This window comes from Brevundimonas sp. (genome assembly GCF_019636155.1).
Classification (GTDB): Bacteria; Pseudomonadota; Alphaproteobacteria; order Caulobacterales; family Caulobacteraceae; genus Brevundimonas.
The window spans coordinates 1-17531 of record NZ_JAHBYB010000004.1 but is presented as its reverse complement, the minus strand read 5'-3'; the positions used below and the strand labels follow the sequence as shown (position 1 = coordinate 17531).

At 71.5% G+C, this 17531-nt stretch carries 22 protein-coding genes; 21 read left to right on the top strand and 1 reads right to left on the bottom strand.

Annotation, left to right across the window (positions count from 1 at the left end):
• Window positions 1-29: 29 nt before the first annotated feature.
• Window positions 30-467, top strand: a complete 438-nt coding sequence (locus tag KF910_RS05690) for an acyl-CoA thioesterase (protein ID WP_292259511.1) — start codon at window positions 30-32, stop codon at window positions 465-467.
• Complete coding sequence (locus KF910_RS05685; protein WP_292259510.1) at window positions 464-871, top strand: GFA family protein; 408 nt, start codon at window positions 464-466, stop codon at window positions 869-871. Before KF910_RS05690 ends, KF910_RS05685 begins: the two co-directional genes overlap by 4 nt.
• Before the next feature lie 88 nt (window positions 872-959).
• Here the strand turns inward: KF910_RS05685 and KF910_RS05680 are convergent, their stop codons facing one another.
• Window positions 960-1169: a hypothetical protein gene (locus KF910_RS05680; protein WP_292259509.1), complete on the bottom strand. Its 210-nt coding sequence runs from the start codon at window positions 1167-1169 to the stop codon at window positions 960-962.
• A 163-nt stretch (window positions 1170-1332) separates the two neighbouring features.
• Here KF910_RS05680 and KF910_RS05675 point away from each other — a divergent pair, with 163 nt between their 5' ends.
• The 19 genes from KF910_RS05675 to KF910_RS05585 all read left to right on the top strand — a co-directional run.
• Complete coding sequence (locus tag KF910_RS05675) at window positions 1333-2106, top strand: YebC/PmpR family DNA-binding transcriptional regulator (protein WP_292259507.1); 774 nt, start codon at window positions 1333-1335, stop codon at window positions 2104-2106.
• A 4-nt stretch (window positions 2107-2110) separates the two neighbouring features.
• Window positions 2111-2623 carry an energy transducer TonB gene (locus KF910_RS05670; protein WP_292259505.1) on the top strand — a complete coding sequence of 171 codons (513 nt, stop codon included), beginning with the start codon at window positions 2111-2113 and terminating at the stop codon, window positions 2621-2623.
• 111 nt (window positions 2624-2734) lie between these two features.
• Window positions 2735-3427, top strand: coding sequence for an MgtC/SapB family protein (locus KF910_RS05665; RefSeq protein ID WP_292259501.1), 693 nt, complete (start codon window positions 2735-2737; stop codon window positions 3425-3427).
• Between the two features lie 65 nt (window positions 3428-3492).
• A complete protein-coding gene (ruvC, locus tag KF910_RS05660; protein WP_292259500.1) occupies window positions 3493-4005 on the top strand; it encodes a crossover junction endodeoxyribonuclease RuvC in 513 nt (170 codons plus the stop codon).
• A complete protein-coding gene (gene ruvA / locus KF910_RS05655; protein ID WP_292259498.1) occupies window positions 4002-4619 on the top strand; it encodes a Holliday junction branch migration protein RuvA in 618 nt (205 codons plus the stop codon). The genes ruvC and ruvA overlap by 4 nt, the downstream gene beginning before the upstream one ends.
• A gap of 145 nt (window positions 4620-4764) precedes the next feature.
• Window positions 4765-5793, top strand: a complete 1029-nt coding sequence (ruvB, locus tag KF910_RS05650) for a Holliday junction branch migration DNA helicase RuvB (RefSeq protein ID WP_292259496.1) — start codon at window positions 4765-4767, stop codon at window positions 5791-5793.
• Window positions 5794-6032: 239 nt separating this feature from the next.
• Window positions 6033-7496: an alpha/beta hydrolase gene (locus KF910_RS05645; protein WP_292259494.1), complete on the top strand. Its 1464-nt coding sequence runs from the start codon at window positions 6033-6035 to the stop codon at window positions 7494-7496.
• Between the two features lie 4 nt (window positions 7497-7500).
• The gene (locus KF910_RS05640; protein ID WP_292259492.1) at window positions 7501-7875 is read left to right on the top strand and encodes a hypothetical protein; all 375 of its coding nucleotides are present in this window, start codon (window positions 7501-7503) and stop codon (window positions 7873-7875) included.
• Window positions 7876-7966: 91 nt separating this feature from the next.
• Window positions 7967-8467 carry a hypothetical protein gene (locus KF910_RS05635; protein ID WP_292259490.1) on the top strand — a complete coding sequence of 167 codons (501 nt, stop codon included), beginning with the start codon at window positions 7967-7969 and terminating at the stop codon, window positions 8465-8467.
• A gap of 18 nt (window positions 8468-8485) precedes the next feature.
• The gene (ybgC, locus tag KF910_RS05630; RefSeq protein ID WP_292259489.1) at window positions 8486-8935 is read left to right on the top strand and encodes a tol-pal system-associated acyl-CoA thioesterase; all 450 of its coding nucleotides are present in this window, start codon (window positions 8486-8488) and stop codon (window positions 8933-8935) included.
• Window positions 8936-9058: 123 nt separating this feature from the next.
• Window positions 9059-9802: a protein TolQ gene (tolQ, locus tag KF910_RS05625; RefSeq protein ID WP_292259488.1), complete on the top strand. Its 744-nt coding sequence runs from the start codon at window positions 9059-9061 to the stop codon at window positions 9800-9802.
• A gap of 3 nt (window positions 9803-9805) precedes the next feature.
• On the top strand, window positions 9806-10309 hold the full coding sequence (locus KF910_RS05620) for an ExbD/TolR family protein (protein WP_292259486.1): 504 nt from the start codon (window positions 9806-9808) through the stop codon (window positions 10307-10309).
• A gap of 1 nt (window position 10310) precedes the next feature.
• The gene (locus KF910_RS05615; protein ID WP_292259485.1) at window positions 10311-11156 is read left to right on the top strand and encodes a hypothetical protein; all 846 of its coding nucleotides are present in this window, start codon (window positions 10311-10313) and stop codon (window positions 11154-11156) included.
• Window positions 11157-11279: 123 nt separating this feature from the next.
• Window positions 11280-12650 carry a Tol-Pal system beta propeller repeat protein TolB gene (gene tolB / locus KF910_RS05610; protein ID WP_292259483.1) on the top strand — a complete coding sequence of 457 codons (1371 nt, stop codon included), beginning with the start codon at window positions 11280-11282 and terminating at the stop codon, window positions 12648-12650.
• Window positions 12651-12766: 116 nt separating this feature from the next.
• On the top strand, window positions 12767-13321 hold the full coding sequence (gene pal, locus KF910_RS05605; protein ID WP_292259481.1) for a peptidoglycan-associated lipoprotein Pal: 555 nt from the start codon (window positions 12767-12769) through the stop codon (window positions 13319-13321).
• Between the two features lie 188 nt (window positions 13322-13509).
• A complete protein-coding gene (locus tag KF910_RS05600; RefSeq protein WP_292259479.1) occupies window positions 13510-14610 on the top strand; it encodes a DUF3667 domain-containing protein in 1101 nt (366 codons plus the stop codon).
• 41 nt (window positions 14611-14651) lie between these two features.
• Window positions 14652-15506, top strand: a complete 855-nt coding sequence (locus KF910_RS05595) for a tol-pal system protein (RefSeq protein WP_292259477.1) — start codon at window positions 14652-14654, stop codon at window positions 15504-15506.
• Window positions 15491-16843, top strand: coding sequence for a tRNA lysidine(34) synthetase TilS (gene tilS, locus KF910_RS05590; protein ID WP_292259475.1), 1353 nt, complete (start codon window positions 15491-15493; stop codon window positions 16841-16843). The genes KF910_RS05595 and tilS overlap by 16 nt, the downstream gene beginning before the upstream one ends.
• The coding region (locus KF910_RS05585) for an ATP-dependent metallopeptidase FtsH/Yme1/Tma family protein (RefSeq protein ID WP_292259473.1) at window positions 16830-17531 on the top strand (702 nt) is incomplete at its 3' end. The genes tilS and KF910_RS05585, both read left to right, overlap by 14 nt.

Below are 17531 nucleotides of genomic sequence, written 5' to 3'. Positions count from 1 at the left end.
GACGCGACGTCGGCCAAGAGGAAGCGGATATGAGCGAGCGACAGCCACCGGGGCGCCGGGCCGACTACGCCCGGTTCGTGACCCTGACGACCCGCTGGGCCGACAACGACGCCTATGGTCACGTCAACAATGTCGCCTATTACGCCTTCATCGACACGGCGGTGAACCAGTTGCTGATCGAGGCCGGGCTGCTGGACGTGACGGGCGGGGCGGTGATCGGGGTGGCGGTGGAGAGCGGGTGCCGATACCACGCCTCGGCCGCCTATCCGGACATGATCCGGGCCGGCGTTCGGGTGGGGCGCGTGGGGTCCAGCAGCATCCGCTATGAGGTCGGGATGTTCAGGAACGACGAGGACGCGGCCTGCGCCGAGGGCTTCTTCGTCCATGTGATGGTCGCGCGCGAGACGATGCGGCCGGTGGCCATTCCGGAGGGGCTGAGGGCGTTCGTGGAGGGGCTGGCGCGATGAGCGGACCGTGGCGCGAAGGCGGCTGTCACTGCGGCGCGGTGCGGTTCCGGGTGCGGTTGAGCGGCGGTCTGGAGGCGGCGCGGCGTTGTTCGTGCAGCTATTGCGCCATGCGCGGGGCGGTGGCCCCGACGGCGCGCCGGGGCGATCTGGAGGTGGTCCAGGGCCAGGACCGGCTGGCGACCTATCGCTTCAACACCGGGGTGGCCGAACATCATTTCTGTGCGACCTGCGGAATCTACACCCATCATCGCCGGCGCTCGAACCCGGACGAATTCGGCGTCAACGCGGCCTGCCTGGGGATCAGCCCCTTCGACTTCGCCGAGGTGCGTGTGAACGACGGGATCAACCACCCCTCTGACGGCCCGTCTGGGGAGATCGGGGTGCTGAGGTTCATTCCGGCCTAGGACTGGCCCGGCCGGACGTGATGCAGGCCAGGGTGCGGGTCGGGCGCGATAGGTCTCCCTCCCCGTTCGGGGAGGGAGACTCTATGTTCTAGTCGTCCAGCCGGCCCATGAGGGCCAGGGCGCCGACGGCGGTCAGGACGCCCAGGGCGAAGGCGGTGATGATCGAGCCGGTGGCCAGCGCCGTCGAGACGGTGACGGGGCGGGCTTCGTACCATTCGACGATGTCGGCCTGGGCGTAGTCGCCGTGCAGGTCTTCGTCATACAGATCGTCGTCGATCAGAGCTTCTTCGGCGCCCATGGCGGCTTCTCCCGGTTCGACCGGCATAATACGCCGCAAAGCCTTGCGGTTCCGTGACCGTGACAGACGGCCCGACCTGCGTTAGACGGGCGCGCCCGTCCGCCGCGCTCGACCGGAGCGCGCCCGCGGCGCGGGGCGTCAACGGACCCAGACAGAGAGCTTCATGGCCGGCCATTCCAAATTCAAGAACATCATGCACCGCAAGGGGCGGGCCGACGCGGTCCGATCCAAGCTGTTCTCCAAGCTGTCGCGCGACATCACGGTGGCGGCCAAGTCGGGCATGCCCGACCCGGCCATGAACCCGCGCCTGCGCCTGGCGGTGAACAACGCCAAGGCCGAGTCCATGCCCAAGGACAATATCGACCGGGCGATCAAGAAGGCCGTGGCCGGCGACGTCGATACGATGGAGGAGATCCGCTATGAGGGCCGCGGGCCGGGCGGGGTCGGCATCATCGTCGAGGTCCTGACCGACAACCGCAATCGGGCCGGCGCCAATGTGCGGGCCGCCTTCGCCAAGAACGGCGGCGCCCTGGGCGAAATGAACTCGGTCGCCTTCATGTGGGACCGAGTCGGACAAATCAGATATCCCGCCGAGGCCGGGACCGAGGACGCCATCATGGAGGCCGCCATCGAGGCCGGCGCCCAGGACGTCGAGAGCGACCTGGAGAAGCCCGACATCTATGAGGACGCGCCGGGCCACACCATCTGGACCGCCTTCGAGGACCTGAACGATGTGGCCGAGGCCATGTCCAAGGTTCTGGGCGACCCCAAGTCGACGGCCATCGTCTGGAAGCCCCAGTCAGAGGTTCCGGTGACCGGCGACGCCGTGGGCACGCTGATGAAGCTGCTGGACGCCCTGGACGCCGAGGACGACGTCTCGTCGGTCTATTCGAACGAGGACATATCGGACGAGGACCTGGCGAAATACGCCGGCTGATGGATTGACCGAGCCCGACGCTCCACGCCCCGTCGCCGCCGACCGGAATCGGGAACGGTGGATCGACGTGGCCGCGTGGGCGGCGGTGATCGGCGTCCTGGCCCTGGTCGCCCTGGCGGTCGCGGGCGCCTGGCGATGGGCCGAACGGGTCAGCGATCAGGTCGCGGCGATGCCGACGCGCGAGGTTTCGCACCCGCCGCTGCCCCCGCCGCCGCCCGAGCCTGACGGCGAGGGCCGGATGATCCGCAATCCCTCATGGGCGGCGCGCCCCGGCGGTGAGTTTCCGGCCGAGGCGGCGCGCGCCGGCGTGACCCAGGGTTCGGTGAAGATGAGGTGCGAGGCGCTGGCCGAAGGGTCGATCGGCGCCTGCACCATCATGGAGGAGAGCCCGGAGGGTTACGGCTTCGGCGAAGCTGCGCTGGCCGGGGCGCGCCGAGGGCGGCTTTATCCCAGGCTGGTCGACGGCGTCCCCACGGACTCCGACATCACCTTCACCACCCGATTCCGGATCGAGTAGGTCGCTCGGGACTACGGCCATCCGCGGCCGATTCGCCGCTCGCGACGAGGACGGATCGACCCTTTCCGATAATGGTCTAAGCTGACGATTCGTCAGTTTACGGAGAAAGCCTTGACCATCGATCTGACCTTCGTCACGCCGATCCTGTGCGCCATGGCGGCGGGAGGGCTGATCGGGGCGGAGCGGACCTATCACGGGCATCCGGCGGGGTTCCGGACCCATATCCTGGTGTGCCTGACGGCCTGCGTCCTGATGCTGGCGGCCATGCATCAGGCGGTGTGGAGCTTCCTGGCCCTGCCCGGCCAGACGGTGGTGATCGACCCGACGCGGATGCCGCACGGGGTGCTGACGGGGATCGGCTTCCTGTGCGCGGGGGTGATCTTCCGCGAGGGGTTCTCGGTCCACGGCCTGACCACGGCGGCGTCGCTGTGGACCACATCGGCGATCGGCCTGCTGTTCGGGGCGGGCATGACGCAGCTGGCCCTGATGGCGGCGGGGGCGACCCTGACGGTGCTGGCCCTGCTGAGGCTGCTGGACGCGCGCATCCCCAGCCAGGCCCTGATGGACGTGACCCTGCGCTGGAGCCGCGAGGCGGCGCCGCGCGAGCAGACGGTGCGGGCGGTCCTGGCCGAGCACCGGCTGAAGACCCTGAGGATCGGCCATGTGGTCAGCCCGGACGGGTCGATCCACGAACATCACGTCAAGGCGCGCGGCCTGACGCCCATGGACATCGACGCCCTGGCCGACCGGCTGGCGGCCGAGCCGGGGCTGAAGGGGTTCGCCCTGTCGCCGCGCGACGAATAGGCCGGCCGGGACGACGCCAAGACGGTCATTGTCCGTAAACCCTGTTTGCGGCATGACTGGAACGGATGGCGAACGAACCGACTCGAATGCAGACTCGAATTCTGGGACTCGACCCCGGCCTGCGGCGCACCGGCTGGGGGGTGATCGCGGCCGAAGGCTCGCGCCTGCGCTGGATCGCGCACGGGGTGGTCAGTCCGCCAGAGGCCGCGCCCCTGTCGGAGCGGCTGCTGCACCTGCTGGAGGCGGTGTCGGCGATCTGCGCCGACCATGGATGCGACGAGGCGGCGATCGAGGAGGTGTTCGTGAACGTGAACCCGGCCTCGACCCTGAAGCTGGGCCAGGCGAGGGCGGCGGTGATGCTGGCCCCCGCCCGATGCGGCCTGAGCGTCGCCGAATATGCGCCCAACCTGATCAAGAAGGCGGTGGTCGGCGCCGGCCATGCGGACAAGACCCAGATCGCCTTCATGATCCGCCGGCTGCTGCCCGCCGCCGGGGATGTGAAGGCCGACGCGGCCGACGCCCTGGCCGTGGCGGTGACCCATGCGCACCTGAGGCAAAGCCGGAGGGTCGCCGCATGATCGGGCGGCTGCGCGGGGTCCTGGTCGAGGTGGAGGCGGACCACTGCGTCATCGACTGCGCCGGGGTGGGCTATGTGGTGGCGTGCGGGGCGCGGACCCTGCAGCGGCTGCCGGCGCCGGGGGACGAGGCGATCCTGGCGGTCGAGACGAACTGGAGCCAGGAGAACGGCCCGCGCCTGTACGGCTTCCTGACCCGCGACGACCGGCGCGCCTTCACCACCCTGACCGGCATCCAGGGGGTGGGGCCCAAGGCGGCGCTGAGCGTGCTGGACGTCCTGCCGCCCGGCGAATTGGCGGCCGCGGTCGCGCGCGAGGACAAGGCGGCGGTCGCCCGCGCCAACGGGGTGGGGCCGAAACTGGCCCTGAGGATTGTCACCGAACTGAAGGGCAAGCCCCTGGGCGACCCGTCGTTCACGCCTGCGGCGCCGGGCGTCCATGCCGAGGCGGCGCCCGCATCCGCGTCGATCACGGGCGAGGCGGTCTCGGCCCTGCTGGGCCTGGGCATGGCCGAGGTCAATGCGCGGCGGGCCGTGGACCAGGCCCTGCTGCGCCTGGGGGATGAGGCCGAGCTGTCGGCCGTGATCCGGGCGGCGTTGCAGGAGCTGGGACGGTGAGGTTGGAGTGGCGAGTGGCGAGTGACGAGTGGCGGGTGGGTCCGAGCGGAATCCCTGGGTCATGCGCTATCGTTGAAGATGAAAAACGGGCAGACGGCGCGCGTCCTCGCCACTCGTCACTCGCCACTCGCCACTGGACGACGGCATGACCGAAGACCGCATCATCTCCGGCGCCGCGGCGGCCGGCGAGGCCTATGACCGGGCGCTGCGGCCGCAGACGCTGGACGAATTCGTCGGCCAGCCGCAGGCCAAGGGCAATCTGAAGGTCTTCATCGACGCCGCGCGCGGGCGGGGCGAGGCGCTGGACCATGTGCTGCTGTTCGGGCCGCCGGGCCTGGGCAAGACGACCCTGGCCCAGATCACGGCGCGGGAGCTGGGGGTGGGCTTTCGCGCCACCTCGGGGCCGATCCTGGCCAAGGCGGGGGACCTGGCGGCGATCCTGACCAACCTTGAGCCGCGCGACGTCCTGTTCATCGACGAGATCCACCGCCTGGCCCCGACGGTCGAGGAGATCCTGTATCCGGCCATGGAGGACCATGTGCTGGACCTGATCATCGGCGAAGGGCCGTCGGCCCGGTCGGTGCGTATCGACCTGGCGCCCTTCACCCTGGTCGGGGCGACGACGCGGGCGGGGTTGCTGGCCACGCCGCTGAGGGACCGGTTCGGGATACCGCTGAGACTGGAGTTCTATTCGCCCGAGGAGCTGATGCGGGTGGTGATGGGGACCGGGCGCAAGATGGGGGCGGCCCTGAGCGAGGACGGCGCCATGGAGATCGCGCGGCGGTCGCGCGGCACGCCGCGGGTGGCCGGGCGTCTGCTGCGCCGGGTGCGCGACTTCGCGGAAGCCGAGGGGGCGGCGGTCATCGACCGGCTGGCGGCGGCGCGGGCGCTGAGCCGGCTGGAGGTGGACGAGGCGGGACTGGACGGGCTGGACCGCCGCTTCCTGAAGGCCCTGATCGAGAATTATGGCGGCGGGCCGGTGGGGATGGACACATTGGCCGCCGCCATCGCCGAGGCGCGCGACGCGGTCGAGGACGTGATCGAGCCCTATCTGCTGCAACAGGGCTTCATCCAGCGGACCCCCAGGGGCCGCATGGCCTGCGCCCGCGCCTATGCCCACCTGGGCCTGGCCGAACCGCCCAAGACGCCCCAGGCCGGGGACCTGTTCGAATAGGGGTGGGCGGCGGCTGTCCAGAGTCTCCTCCCTGTCGCGCAGCGATGGGGAGGTGGATCGGCGGCGAACAGCCGACGAGACGGAGGGGGTCTTTCGTCGTGTCTCCCAAGAGCCCCTCCACCGCCTGCGGCGGTCCCCCTCCCCATGGAATGGGGAGGAGACGGAGGCGGAAGCCTGGACCGGTCTTGCCAAGCGGCGGCGGGGGGCGTTTGGTGCGGCCCGACTTCCGGGAGAGTTCGATGATCCTTCGCATGCTGGCCGCCCTGGCCGTGACCGTCACGGCGGGAGTCGTCGCCGCCTCGCCCGCGCGGGCGGCCGATCCGGTCTTCACCGACACCCCCTGCCCCGCCGAATGGCCGCAAGGGGTGCGCGAGGTGCGGTGCGGAACCCTGACGGTGGACGAGGCGCGGGGCGGGTCCAGCGACCGTCGCACCGACATCGCCGTGGTCATACTGAAGGCCAGCAACCCCTATCGCGACGCCTCGGGCCAGGCCCTGCCGCCGGTGGTGATGTTCCACGGCGGGCCGGGCGGCGCCATGACGGCGGGGACGGGCAATCTGCTGCGCGCCCTGTCGCAGCAGCCGGAGCGGATGGCGGTGGACCAGGACGTGATCCTGTTCGACCAGCGCGGCGGCGGGCGGGGCGACCCCTCGATGGATTGCCCGGGGGTGCAGCTTACCGACGCCGGGCCGCCGTCGGACGCCGACCGCGATGGGCTGATCGCCTGCCTGAAGGCCTATGAGGCGCAGGGGATCGACCTGAACCAGTACAACGCCGCGGTCATCGCCGACGACGTGCGCGACCTGACCGCGGTCCTGGGGATCGAGAAGATCGACCTGTGGGGCGGCTCCTACGGTCCGCGGATCGAGGCGGCGGTCATCACCCACCAGCCGCAGATCGTGCGCGCCGCGGTGATGGACAGCCCCTGGCCGCCCGAGGGCAACTGGGCCGTCGGCACGCCGGAACAGGTGTCGACCGCGGTGCGGCTGATCCTGAACAAATGCGCGGCCCAGGCCGACTGCGCCGCCCGCCACCCGGACCTGCAGGCCCGGTTCGAGGCCGAGGCGCGCCGATGGCTGGCCGGGCCGGTGACCGGCAAGGACGGGCGCACCTTCAACGTCGACGACCTGTCGGCCTTCCTGATGGACACCACCTATGACCGGATGGGCGTGCGGCGGCTGCCGGCGGACCTGGAGCGGATCATCGCCGGGGACCTGAGCCCCGTGGCGGCGATCGCCGAGGACCGGACCTATTACACCGAGGGCCAGCAGCTGACCCACCTGTGCAAGGAGGAGCTGCCGTTCGAATCGCGCGAGCGCCTGGCCGCCGGCGCGGCGGGCGATCCCGTGGCCGAGGTGCTGGTCCCTTCGCTGGCGCGGCTGTTCGACGTCTGCGCCGCCCTGGACATCACCGCCGCCGACCCGATCGAGAACGCCCCGGTGACCACCGACATCCCGACCCTGTTCGTGGCCGCCGAGATCGACCCCGGATGCCCGCCGCACCTGACCGAGGCGGCGGCGCGCGGCTATGCCAACAGCCAGGTTGTGATCGTGACCAACGCCACCCACGGGGTCATCAACGCCAGCGCCTGCACCCAGAGGATGGCGCGAAACTTCCTGCGCGATCCCTCGGCGCCGGTGGACCGCAGCTGCCTGCCGGCGGCGGACACGCCGCTGGACTTCATCGAAGGCGACGAGGCCTGAGGCCGTGCGGCGCGGCGCGCCGGGACGGATCGTCTGGCCGGTGCTGCTGGCCCTGGCGGTGATCGCGGCCGGGGCCTTCGGGGCCTGGCGGCTGATGGGCGACGGAGCCCTGGGCCGCCACACCGAGACGGCGGCCGAGCGGTCCCTGCGCCAGGTCCGCACCGAACTGGGGCGCAGGGCCGAGGTCCGCTATATCGAGGCGGGGGTGGGGCCGGTGTCGTGCGGATACGCCGCGCGCGGCCGGGGCCAGCCGGCGGTGGCCTTCGTCTCGCGACCGCAGAGGATATTGTTCGGCGACGATCCCCTGCCGCGCGAGTTCGCCGAGACACGCGACCGCTATTGCCCCGGCTTCGCCCGGCGGCCGGCGCCGGCCGGATGAGCGGGGCGCGGGGCCGGCCGGGACTCATGCGGGACCGGCGGAAGGGTTCCGTCAGTGGCGTCGGGGTCGGCGGGCCGCTCTGCTGAGGCGCATGAGCCCGCGCCGCGCCACCCTGATCTGCGACCTGGACCTGGAGACCGCCCGCAGGCGACTGATGGCGGCGATTGATTCGCCCTTCGACCCGAGGGGGAGACGTCCGGTGCGGGGCCGCGTCGGGCCGTTCACCGCGGCCCTGTATCAGCGGCGACGGATGCATAACGCCTTCCAGACGCGGATGGGGCTGGTGCTGGAGCCGCGCGACGAGGCCGAGGGGCGGGGTCTGATCCTGCACGCGGTGTCGGACATCGGGGCGGTCGGGCGCGGCCTGCTGATCGGGATGAGCGCCCTGCTGATCGGCCTGGCCGTCGCCATGCGCCATGAGCTGGGCGAGGGCTCGCCCCTGCCCTTGCTGGCGGCGCTGGTCGGGGCGTTCGGCCTGGGCCTGGTCTATGCGGTCGGCCGGGCCGTGGCGGCCGGTGAGCACGACTTTCTGGTCCGGTTTCTGATACAGACCCTGGACGCGCGGGAGGTCGAGACGCCGCGCGAGCCCTGACCCCGTGCGGACGACGCCATGACCGACCTGCCCACCGCCGGCCGTTTCGAGGGCCGGGAGCATCGCCTGCCCGTGCGGGTCTATTACGAGGACACCGATTTCACCGGCTTGGTCTATCACGCCAACTACATCCGCTATTTCGAGCGCGGGCGGTCGGACTTCCTGCGCGCGGCGGGGGTGGGGCATGCGGAATTGCTGGAGGGCGACCAGCCCCTGGCCTTCGTGGTGGCCGAGATGGCGGTGAAATTCCTCAAGCCCGCGCGCATCGACGACGCCCTGGTGGTGCGGACCCTGTACCAGAGGATCAGGGGGCCCCGCCTGATGATCGATCAGACGGTCACGCGCGGGGACGAAGTGCTGTGCGCCGCGGCTGTGACGGCGGTCTGCATCCATCCGGACGGGCGGCCCCGGCGCCCGACGCAGGCGCTTCTGGACAAGGTGCGGCCGTGGCTGGAATGCGAAGGCTGAGCCGTTCACGCGCCTGTCAGGCGCAGGGGCGTGACGAAGCCCCGGCGCAAGGCTAGACCGGCGCCATACAACCGCCACGCCGCACCGGCGGTATCGGATCGATTCTCGCCGCAGGACCGTTTGATGACCACGCCCGCCGACGCCGCCATGCTGAACCCCGTCGAGCTGTTCATGACCGCCGACTGGGTGGTCAAGGTCGTGATGGCCGGCCTGGCCGCCGCCTCCATCTGGTCCTGGGCCGTGATCATCGACAAGGCGGCCCGCTTCTCGACCCTGAACCGCCAGGCCGACGCCTTCGAACGGGCGGTGGGATCGGGCCGGTCGCTGGAGGACATCGCCGCCCAGGCCGGGCCGGAGCCGGCCCACGCCCTGCCGCGCATGCTGGTGATCGCCCTGGGTGAATGGCGCGAGGCGCGGGCGCGCGGGGCCCTGAACGAACACCAGTCGGACCTGCTGATGGCGCGGATCGACCGGGGGCTGGACAGTCTGATCGCGCGCGAGAGCCAGAGGATCGAGAACGGACTGGGGGTGCTGTCGGTCGTGGCCACCGCCTCGCCCTTCATCGGCCTGTTCGGGACGGTGTGGGGCATCATGAACGCCTTCGGCCGCATCGCAGCGGCGGGGAACACCAACCTGACCACGGTGGCCCCGGCCATCGCCGAGGCCCTGTTCGCCACGGCCATCGGCCTGGCGGCGGCCATCCCGGCCTATATCGCCTACAACAAATTCTCGATCGACGCGGGCAAGTTCACCGGCCGGCTGGAGAGCTTCGCCGACGACCTGCAGGCGGCCGTGGCGCGGCGTCTGGGCGCCCCGTCGGCGCCGGCCCCCGCCCCGACACCGCAGCCCGAACGCCGGGGCTTCTGAGCCATGGCCCTGGGCGGAGCAGGCGGCGGCGGCCATGTGCGGGGCCGCAGGCGGGCGCGCCGGCGTCCGCTGAGCGAGATCAACGTCACCCCCCTGGTGGACGTGATGCTGGTGCTGCTGATCATCTTCATGATCTCGGCGCCGCTGCTGACGGTGGGGGTTCCGGTGGAACTGCCCAAGACCGAGGCCAGCGCGGTCGAGACCAACAATGAGCCGCTGAGCGTGTCGATCGACCGCGACGGCCGCATCTTCGTCGGCGAGGGCGAGGTGGCCTATGAACAGCTGCTGCAGCGGCTGGGCGGCGAGGCCGCGGACGGATCGGCGCCGGCGACCGAGCGGCCGGTCTTCGTGCGCGCCGACGGCCGGGCGCCCTATCAGGCCGTGGCCCGGGTGATGGCGCGGCTGTCGGCCGGGGGCTTCACCAAGCTGAACCTGATCACCGACACGGCGCCGGACGCCGCCCGCATGGCCGCCGTCGCGGCCGCCGAAGCGCCGACCGGAGGCTGAGATGGCCGCCGCGTCGCGCCGGGATTCGCTGTGGCCCGCCGTCGGGGCGGCCGTGGTTCTGCACGTCGGCGTGGCCGGACTGCTGTTCCTGAGCGGTCTTCAGCCGGCGCGCGAGATCCGGCCCCTGGTCGCCGCCGTGCCGGTGTCCATCGTCTCGGACCAGGTGATCGAGGCCGCCGCGGCCGACAATCCGATGGAGACCCCGACCGACGAGGACGGCGCCGCGGCCCCGCCGCCCGAGGCGGTGGAGCCAACCCCGCCCGCGCCCCAGCCTGCGCCGACCCCGCCGCCGCCCGCCCCCACGCCGCGTCCGGCCGAAAAGGCCCCGGCCCAGCCGCCCCGGCCGACGCCGCCGGCCCGGACCCCGCCGGCCGCGACCAAGACCCCGCCGACCCCGCCGCGCCCCAATCCGACGCCGCCGCGCACGGCGCCGCGTCCCGAACCCTCACTGGACCTGGACGCCCTGGCCGGACCGCCGCGCCCGACCCAGAACCGCGGCCGCCCCGCCGCCGGCCAGCAGGGCCGCGGCGCCGCGCCCCAGGCGACGGGGCCGCAGATCACGGCCATCTTCAATCAGGTCTACAGCCACTGGAACGTCTTCATCGCCTGCAGCATGCCGGGCGGCGACGACCTGAGAATCCAGATGGACGTGACGCTGTCAGCGACAGGGCGGATCACCTCGGGCCCGACCCTGGTCAATCCGCGCTCCGACCCGGTGTATCGGGCGGCGGCCGACGAGGCCCTGCGCGCCATGCGGGCCGCCGCGCCGTTCGACGTGCCCGACGGCTTCGAGGGCGGCGCCTATCGGCCGTCCTTCAACACCGAGCGCGCCTGCCGGAATCGCTGACGCCGGCGTGATCGCCTGCGCGGCATGCGACCCCAAAGTCGCCCCATTCGGCGCGATGCTGGTTTTTGTAAACCGGTCCCGCGATAAGGACCGGGCAGGGTCTTCGCCTCGCAGGGATTTATCATGCGTCTGAAACTGCTCCTGGCCTCTGTCGCAGCCTTGGCCGTGACATCCGCCGCCGCGGCCCAGACCCAGCCCGCGCCAGCCCAGCAACAGGGTCCAATCGAGGTCGATATCGATCAGGGCGTGCTGCGTCCCCTTCAGATCGCCATCGCCCCCTTCAGCGGCCAGTACGGGGCCGAGATCGCGGGGGTGGTGTCGGGCGATCTGAGGCGGTCGGGCTTCTTCGAGCCTCTGAACCCCGCCAGCTTCATCGAGACCGGCCTGACCGTGGCCAATGCGCCCAATTTCGCCCAGTGGACGGCCATCGGCGCCCAGGCGGTGCTGTACGGCAGCGTCACCCCGCGCCCGGACGGCCGCAACGACGTGGGCTTCCGTCTGTACGACCCCTATCGCCAGTGCCAGCTGGTCAGCTATCAGTTCACCGCCACGCCGGAACAGTGGCGGCGGATCGCGCACAAGATCGCCGACGTCGTCTATCAGCGCATGACCGGCGAGAGCGGCTTCTTCGACACCCGGGTCATCTATGTGGCCGAGAGCGGCACCCAGCTGAACAAGCTGAGCCGGCTCGCGATCGTCGACCAGGACGGCTACAACCCCGTCTATCTGACCCAGGGCGACGAGGTGATCATGTCGCCCCGCTTCTCGGCCTCCAGCCCCGACGAGATCACCTATGTGGCGCTGGGCCGGGACTACAGCCGCATCTATCTCTACAACCTGACCACCGGGCGACGCGAAAGCCTGGGCGAGTTCGACGGCCAGGTCCTGGCGCCGCGCTTTTCCAACGACGGGTCCAGGGTCGCCTTCTCGATCATTCGCGGCGGCAACACCGACATCTATGTGATGAACCTGCGGACGCGGCAGCTGTCGCGCCTGACCAGCGATCCGGGCATCGACACCTCGCCCAGCTTCAGCCCAGACGGGTCGATGATCGCCTTCACCTCGGACCGGTCGGGCAGCGCGCGCATCTATGTCATGCGGGCCGACGGCTCGGGCCAGCGGGCGGTGTCGCGCGGCGGCGGCCTGTACACCGCCCCGTCGTGGAGCCCGCGCGGCGACCTGATCGCCTTCACCAAACAGTCGGGCGGCCAGTTCCACATCGGGGTGATGAACGCATCCGGCGGGGGCGAGCGCATCCTGTCGTCCAGCTATTTCGAAGAGGGCCCGTCCTGGGCCCCGAACGGCCGCTACATCATGTTCGCGCGCCAGACGCGGGGCGGCGACACCCGGCTGTGGACCGTGGACCTGTCCGGCCGGGTGGTGGGCCAGGCCGGCTATGAGGGGCGGGGGTCGGACCCGGCCTGGTCGCCCCTGCTGGACGCCCCGCCGGCCAACCTGGGCCTGAACCAGGGCGCCGACAGCTGTCCCAGCTGAGGCGCTGCGGAGCCTTACGGGTCAACTGTGCGTTATCGCGTCTGGCGCCGCAATCCGGCCGCAGATAGCAAGCTGAATAACGCAAAGCTTTCGCCCCCTCTGGAGGAGACGACCCCATGAACGCCAAGACCCTGGTTCGCCTGTCGGCGGTGAGCCTCGCCGTCATCGCCGTCGCCGCCTGCACCCCGCGCCGGCCGGCGGTGGACACCGCGACGCCCGGCGGGACGACCGCGCCCGGTCCCGACCAGGGCCGCGCCCCGACCGGAGACGTCAGCGGCGGAACCATCGGCGGCGTCCAGCCCGGCTCGGAACAGGACTTCGTCGTCAATGTCGGCGACCGGGTCTATTTCGACCTGGACAGCTATCAGGTCCGTTCGGACGCCTTCCCGCGCCTGGACGCCCAGGCCGCCTGGCTGAACCGCTATCCGCAGGTCCGCATCCGCATCGAGGGCAACGCCGACGAACGCGGCACGCGCGAATACAACCTGGCCCTGGGGGCGAGGCGCGCGGAGTCGGTGCGCAACCTGCTGATCGACCGCGGCATCTCGCCGGGGCGGATCGACACCATCAGCTATGGCAAGGAACGGCCGATCGCCGAGGGATCGAACGAGGACGCCTGGGCCCGCAACCGCAACGCCCATACGGCCATCGTCTCGGGCGCCCCGCGCTGACCACGACCCGTCCCCGGCGACGCCGGGGATGAAACGAGGCGGGAAGGCGACGATCCCCCAAAGGGTCGCCTTCCCGTTTTTCGTTCTGGCCGCCGGCCTTGCGGCCGATTTTCATTTGCCCGGATCGCGCTTTTGCGGTTTGACCCGCGGCGGGCGTCCGGGGTGCGGCGCCGACGGGGATCGCGGCCATGGACATCGACGCAGCGGGCGGGGCGGCCACGGCGGGCCTGATCGCCGGCGCCCTGGAGCGGCCCGGCGGCCATGCCGGCGAACCCCACGGCGACTGTTCGGACTGCGGCGCCCCGGTCGAGGGGAATTTCTGCGCCAACTGCGGCCAGCCGGCCCATGTGCATCGCACCCTGCTGCACCTGGCCGAAGAGGTGCTGCACGGGGTGGTGCATTTCGACGGCCGCATCTGGCGCACCCTGCCGCTGCTGATCCTGAATCCGGGACGGTTGACGCGCGAGTGGATCGAGGGGCGGCGGACCCGTTATGTGTCGCCCCTGGCGATGTTCCTGTTCACCGTCTTCGTGATGTTCTTCGCCTTCAGCCTGTTCGGCGGCCATGGCGGGGGCGAGACCCAGGTTCCGATCGACCAGCAGATCGCCGCCAAGTCGGCCGAACTGGAGCGGTCGCGCCAGACGCTGGCCCAGGTGCAGGCCGATCTGGCCGAGATTCCGGGCGGGGCCGGAATTCAGGTGGGACAGCAGGCGGCCCTGTCGGCGCTGGAGCGGGAACTGGCCAGCCTGCGCGCGGCCAAGGCGGCGGGCCAGACCACGGTGGTCGCCGGCGAAGGCTGGACCGCGCGAATGTCGGAATCGGTCCGCAGCGGGGCGATCACCATCGATACCGGCGACAAGAAGCTGGACAAGATCCTGACCAAGAAGGCGCTGAACCCCGACCTTGCAGTCTACAAGATCCAGCAGACGGCCTATAAATTCAGCTTCCTGCTGATCCCGCTGTCGATCCCCTTCGTGGGGCTGCTGTTCCTGTGGAGGCGGGGTTTCACCTTCTACGACCACGGCGTCTTCGTGCTGTATTCGATCACGGCCATGTCCCTGCTGTTCACGGCGGCGGCCCTGATCGCGCCCCTGTGGGGTCCGCTGGGGTTCCTGGCCGGGCTGGCGGTCCTGCTCGGGCCGCCCGTGCACATGTTCGCCCAACTGAAGGGAACCTATGGGCTGTCGGTCCCTTCCGCCCTGTGGCGGACCTTCATGCTGCTGATGTTCAGCACCATCGCCATCGCCCTGTTCATCACGGCGATCGTGACCCTGGGCATGACCGGCTGAGACGCCTTGCGGCCGCCGCAAATCGATGGGAGCGTGACCCTATGACGCTGAAGCTTCCCCGCCCCACCCGCACCGCCGTCGCCACCGCCGTGGGGGTCGCCCTGATCGGCGGCGCCGTGGTGGCCCAGACCGTCCCGATGGAGCCGATCCAGTGGGACAAGCGACGACTGGACACCCTGGACCGCAATGTGCGGCGGCTGGAGCGGGCGGTGATGCAGCGCAACGCCGCCGGCCAGCCGGTGCTGGTCGAGCCGGACCCCGAGGTCATCACCCTTCAGGCCCGGTCGGATTCGATGGACCGGCGCCTGGCCGATGTCGAGGACACCCTGCGGCGGGTCAACGGCGACGTCGAGCGGCTGACCTTCGGCCTGGACGAGGCCCAGCGCGACAACGCCGCCCTGCGCGGACGTCTGGTCGACGCCGACCGGCGCATCAAGGTCATGGAGGACGCGGCCAAGGCCGAGGCCGAGCTGAACGGTCCGATCGTGGCCAATTCGCCGACCGGCGGCGCCCCGACCGACATCGCCGCGGCGGTGCGCCTGCTGGAGACCGATCCGGCGCGCGGCGAGCGGGCGCTGCAGACGGTGATCGCCACCTGGCCCGACACCAACCAGGCGCGCGAGGCCAATTCCCGCCTGGGCGACCTCTATGTCTCGCGCGACCAGAGGGCCGACGCGGTGCGGGTCTACGCCGCCGCCCTGCAGGGCTGGCCGACGATCAACTGGGCCGGGGAGACGACGCTGAAACTGGCCGACGCCCTGATCGCCACCGACCGCAAGACCCAGGCCTGCGCGGCCCTGAGCGAATATCAGCGGCGCTACGCCCAGGGGGCGACGGCGCCCCAGCGGACCCGCGCGACCCAGTTGCGCGGCCGCGCCGGATGCCCGGCCAACTGACCGATCTGGACGTTGCAGCTGCCCGAGCGGCCCTGGACGCGCGGCTAAACCGGGACGACGACCGGCCCCTGGCCCTGGCCCTTTCGGGCGGCGGGGATTCCATCGCCCTGCTGGACCTGGCCTGCGAATGGGCGCGGGGGCGCGGACGGCGTGTCCTGGCCCTGAGCGTCGATCACGGACTGAACCCCCATAGCGCCGACTGGAGCCGCAGGGCCGAGGCGGCGGCGCGGGCGGCGGGTGCGGACTGGCGCGGCCTGACCTGGACCGGGCCCAGGCCGGCGACGGGGCTGAGCGCGGCGGCGCGGATGGCGCGACACCGGCTGCTGGCCCAGGCGGCGCGGGCGGCGGGGGCGCGGGTGATCCTGACCGGCCACACGGCCGACGACGCGGCCGAGGCGGACTGGATGCGGGCGCGGGGGACGACCATCGGACGGCTGCGCGACTGGTCGCCGTCCCCGGCCTGGCCCGAGGGGCGAGGACTGATGCTGATGCGGCCCCTGCTGGCGGCGTCGCGCCAGGGCCTGAGAGACCATCTGCGGGCGCGCGGCCTGGACTGGATCGAGGACCCGGCCAACGCCGACCCTCGGTTCGGTCGCAGCCGGGCGCGGCGGGCCCTGGGCGACGGGGATGCGATCATGGACCCCGCCTCCGCCCTTGCCTCTCCGCCCGGCCCGGCGCCGCGCCCGCTGGGCGACGGGGTCTTCGCCCTGGAGCGGGATGTGGACGGGCGGACCCTGGCCATGACCCTGGTCTGCGCCGGGGGCGGGGATCGGCCGCCGCGCGGGCGTCGGCTGGAGGCCCTGAAGGCGCGGCTGGCGGCGGGCGAGGACTTCCAGGCCACCCTGGCCGGGGCGCGTCTGGTCGCGCAGGGGCGGCAGGTGCTGGCGCATCGCGATCCGGGCGACTACGGCCGGGCCGGGCGGCCGGCGGCCGAGGCGGATCTGATCCCCGGCCGGGAGATGGTCTGGGACGGGCGGCTGGGCGTGGTGACGGACCAGCCGGGCTGGCGCATCGGGCCTGCGGCCGGGCGGCGGGCGGGCCTGTCGCCGGCGGATCGCGCACGGCTGAACGCCGCGCCGGCGACCGCGCGCGGGGCCGCGCCCGTCCTGTTCCGGGACGGGGCGGATGGGCCGGTTCTTGCAGGCGATGCGGCCCAGGTCGTCGACTGGGCGGCGCGACGTCTGGCCATGGCGCTGGACCAAACGCCGCACGAAGCCGATCTGAGTTTCGCGCCGGTTGGCGCAAAGGGCCGGGACCGCCTATCTGTGTCCCGAACAGACACCGCTCGGCCCCGTTTGGGCGGCCGAACGACCGAGGACGAGAATGAACCTGCGTAATCTGGCGATCTGGGGCGCCGTCATCCTGATCCTGCTGGCGGCCTATGGGGCCATGACCCAGGGCGGAGGGGCGGTCATGCCCGGCGCCAAGGGCCAGGCGGCCGCGCGGCCGTCGCCCATCACCTATTCCGAGCTGATCCGCCGCGCCGAGGCCGGGGAGGTCAAGTCGGTGGTCATCGCCGGCGACCAGGTGACCGGAGTGATGAAGGACGACAAGCGCTTCACCGCCGTGGCCCCTCTGAGCGACACCACCCTGGCCCTGCGCCTGAACGAGGCCGGGGTGTCGGTGGACGCCAAGACGGTGAAACAGCCGTGGTGGATGGGGCTGGTCGGCCTGTTCCTGCCGATCCTGATCATCGTCGCCATCTGGATCTTCTTCATGCGCCAGATGCAGGGCGGGGCGCGGGGCGCCATGGGCTTCGGCAAGTCCAAGGCGAAGCTGCTGACCGAACACAAGGGCCGCAAGACCTTCGAGGACGTCGCCGGGGTGGACGAGGCCAAGGAGGAGCTGCAGGAGGTGGTCGACTTCCTGAAGGACCCGGGCAAGTTCCAGCGGCTGGGCGGCAAGATTCCCAAGGGGGCGCTGCTGGTCGGCCCTCCGGGCACCGGCAAGACCCTGCTGGCGCGCGCCGTGGCGGGCGAGGCGGGGGTGCCCTTCTTCTCCATCTCGGGCTCGGACTTCGTGGAG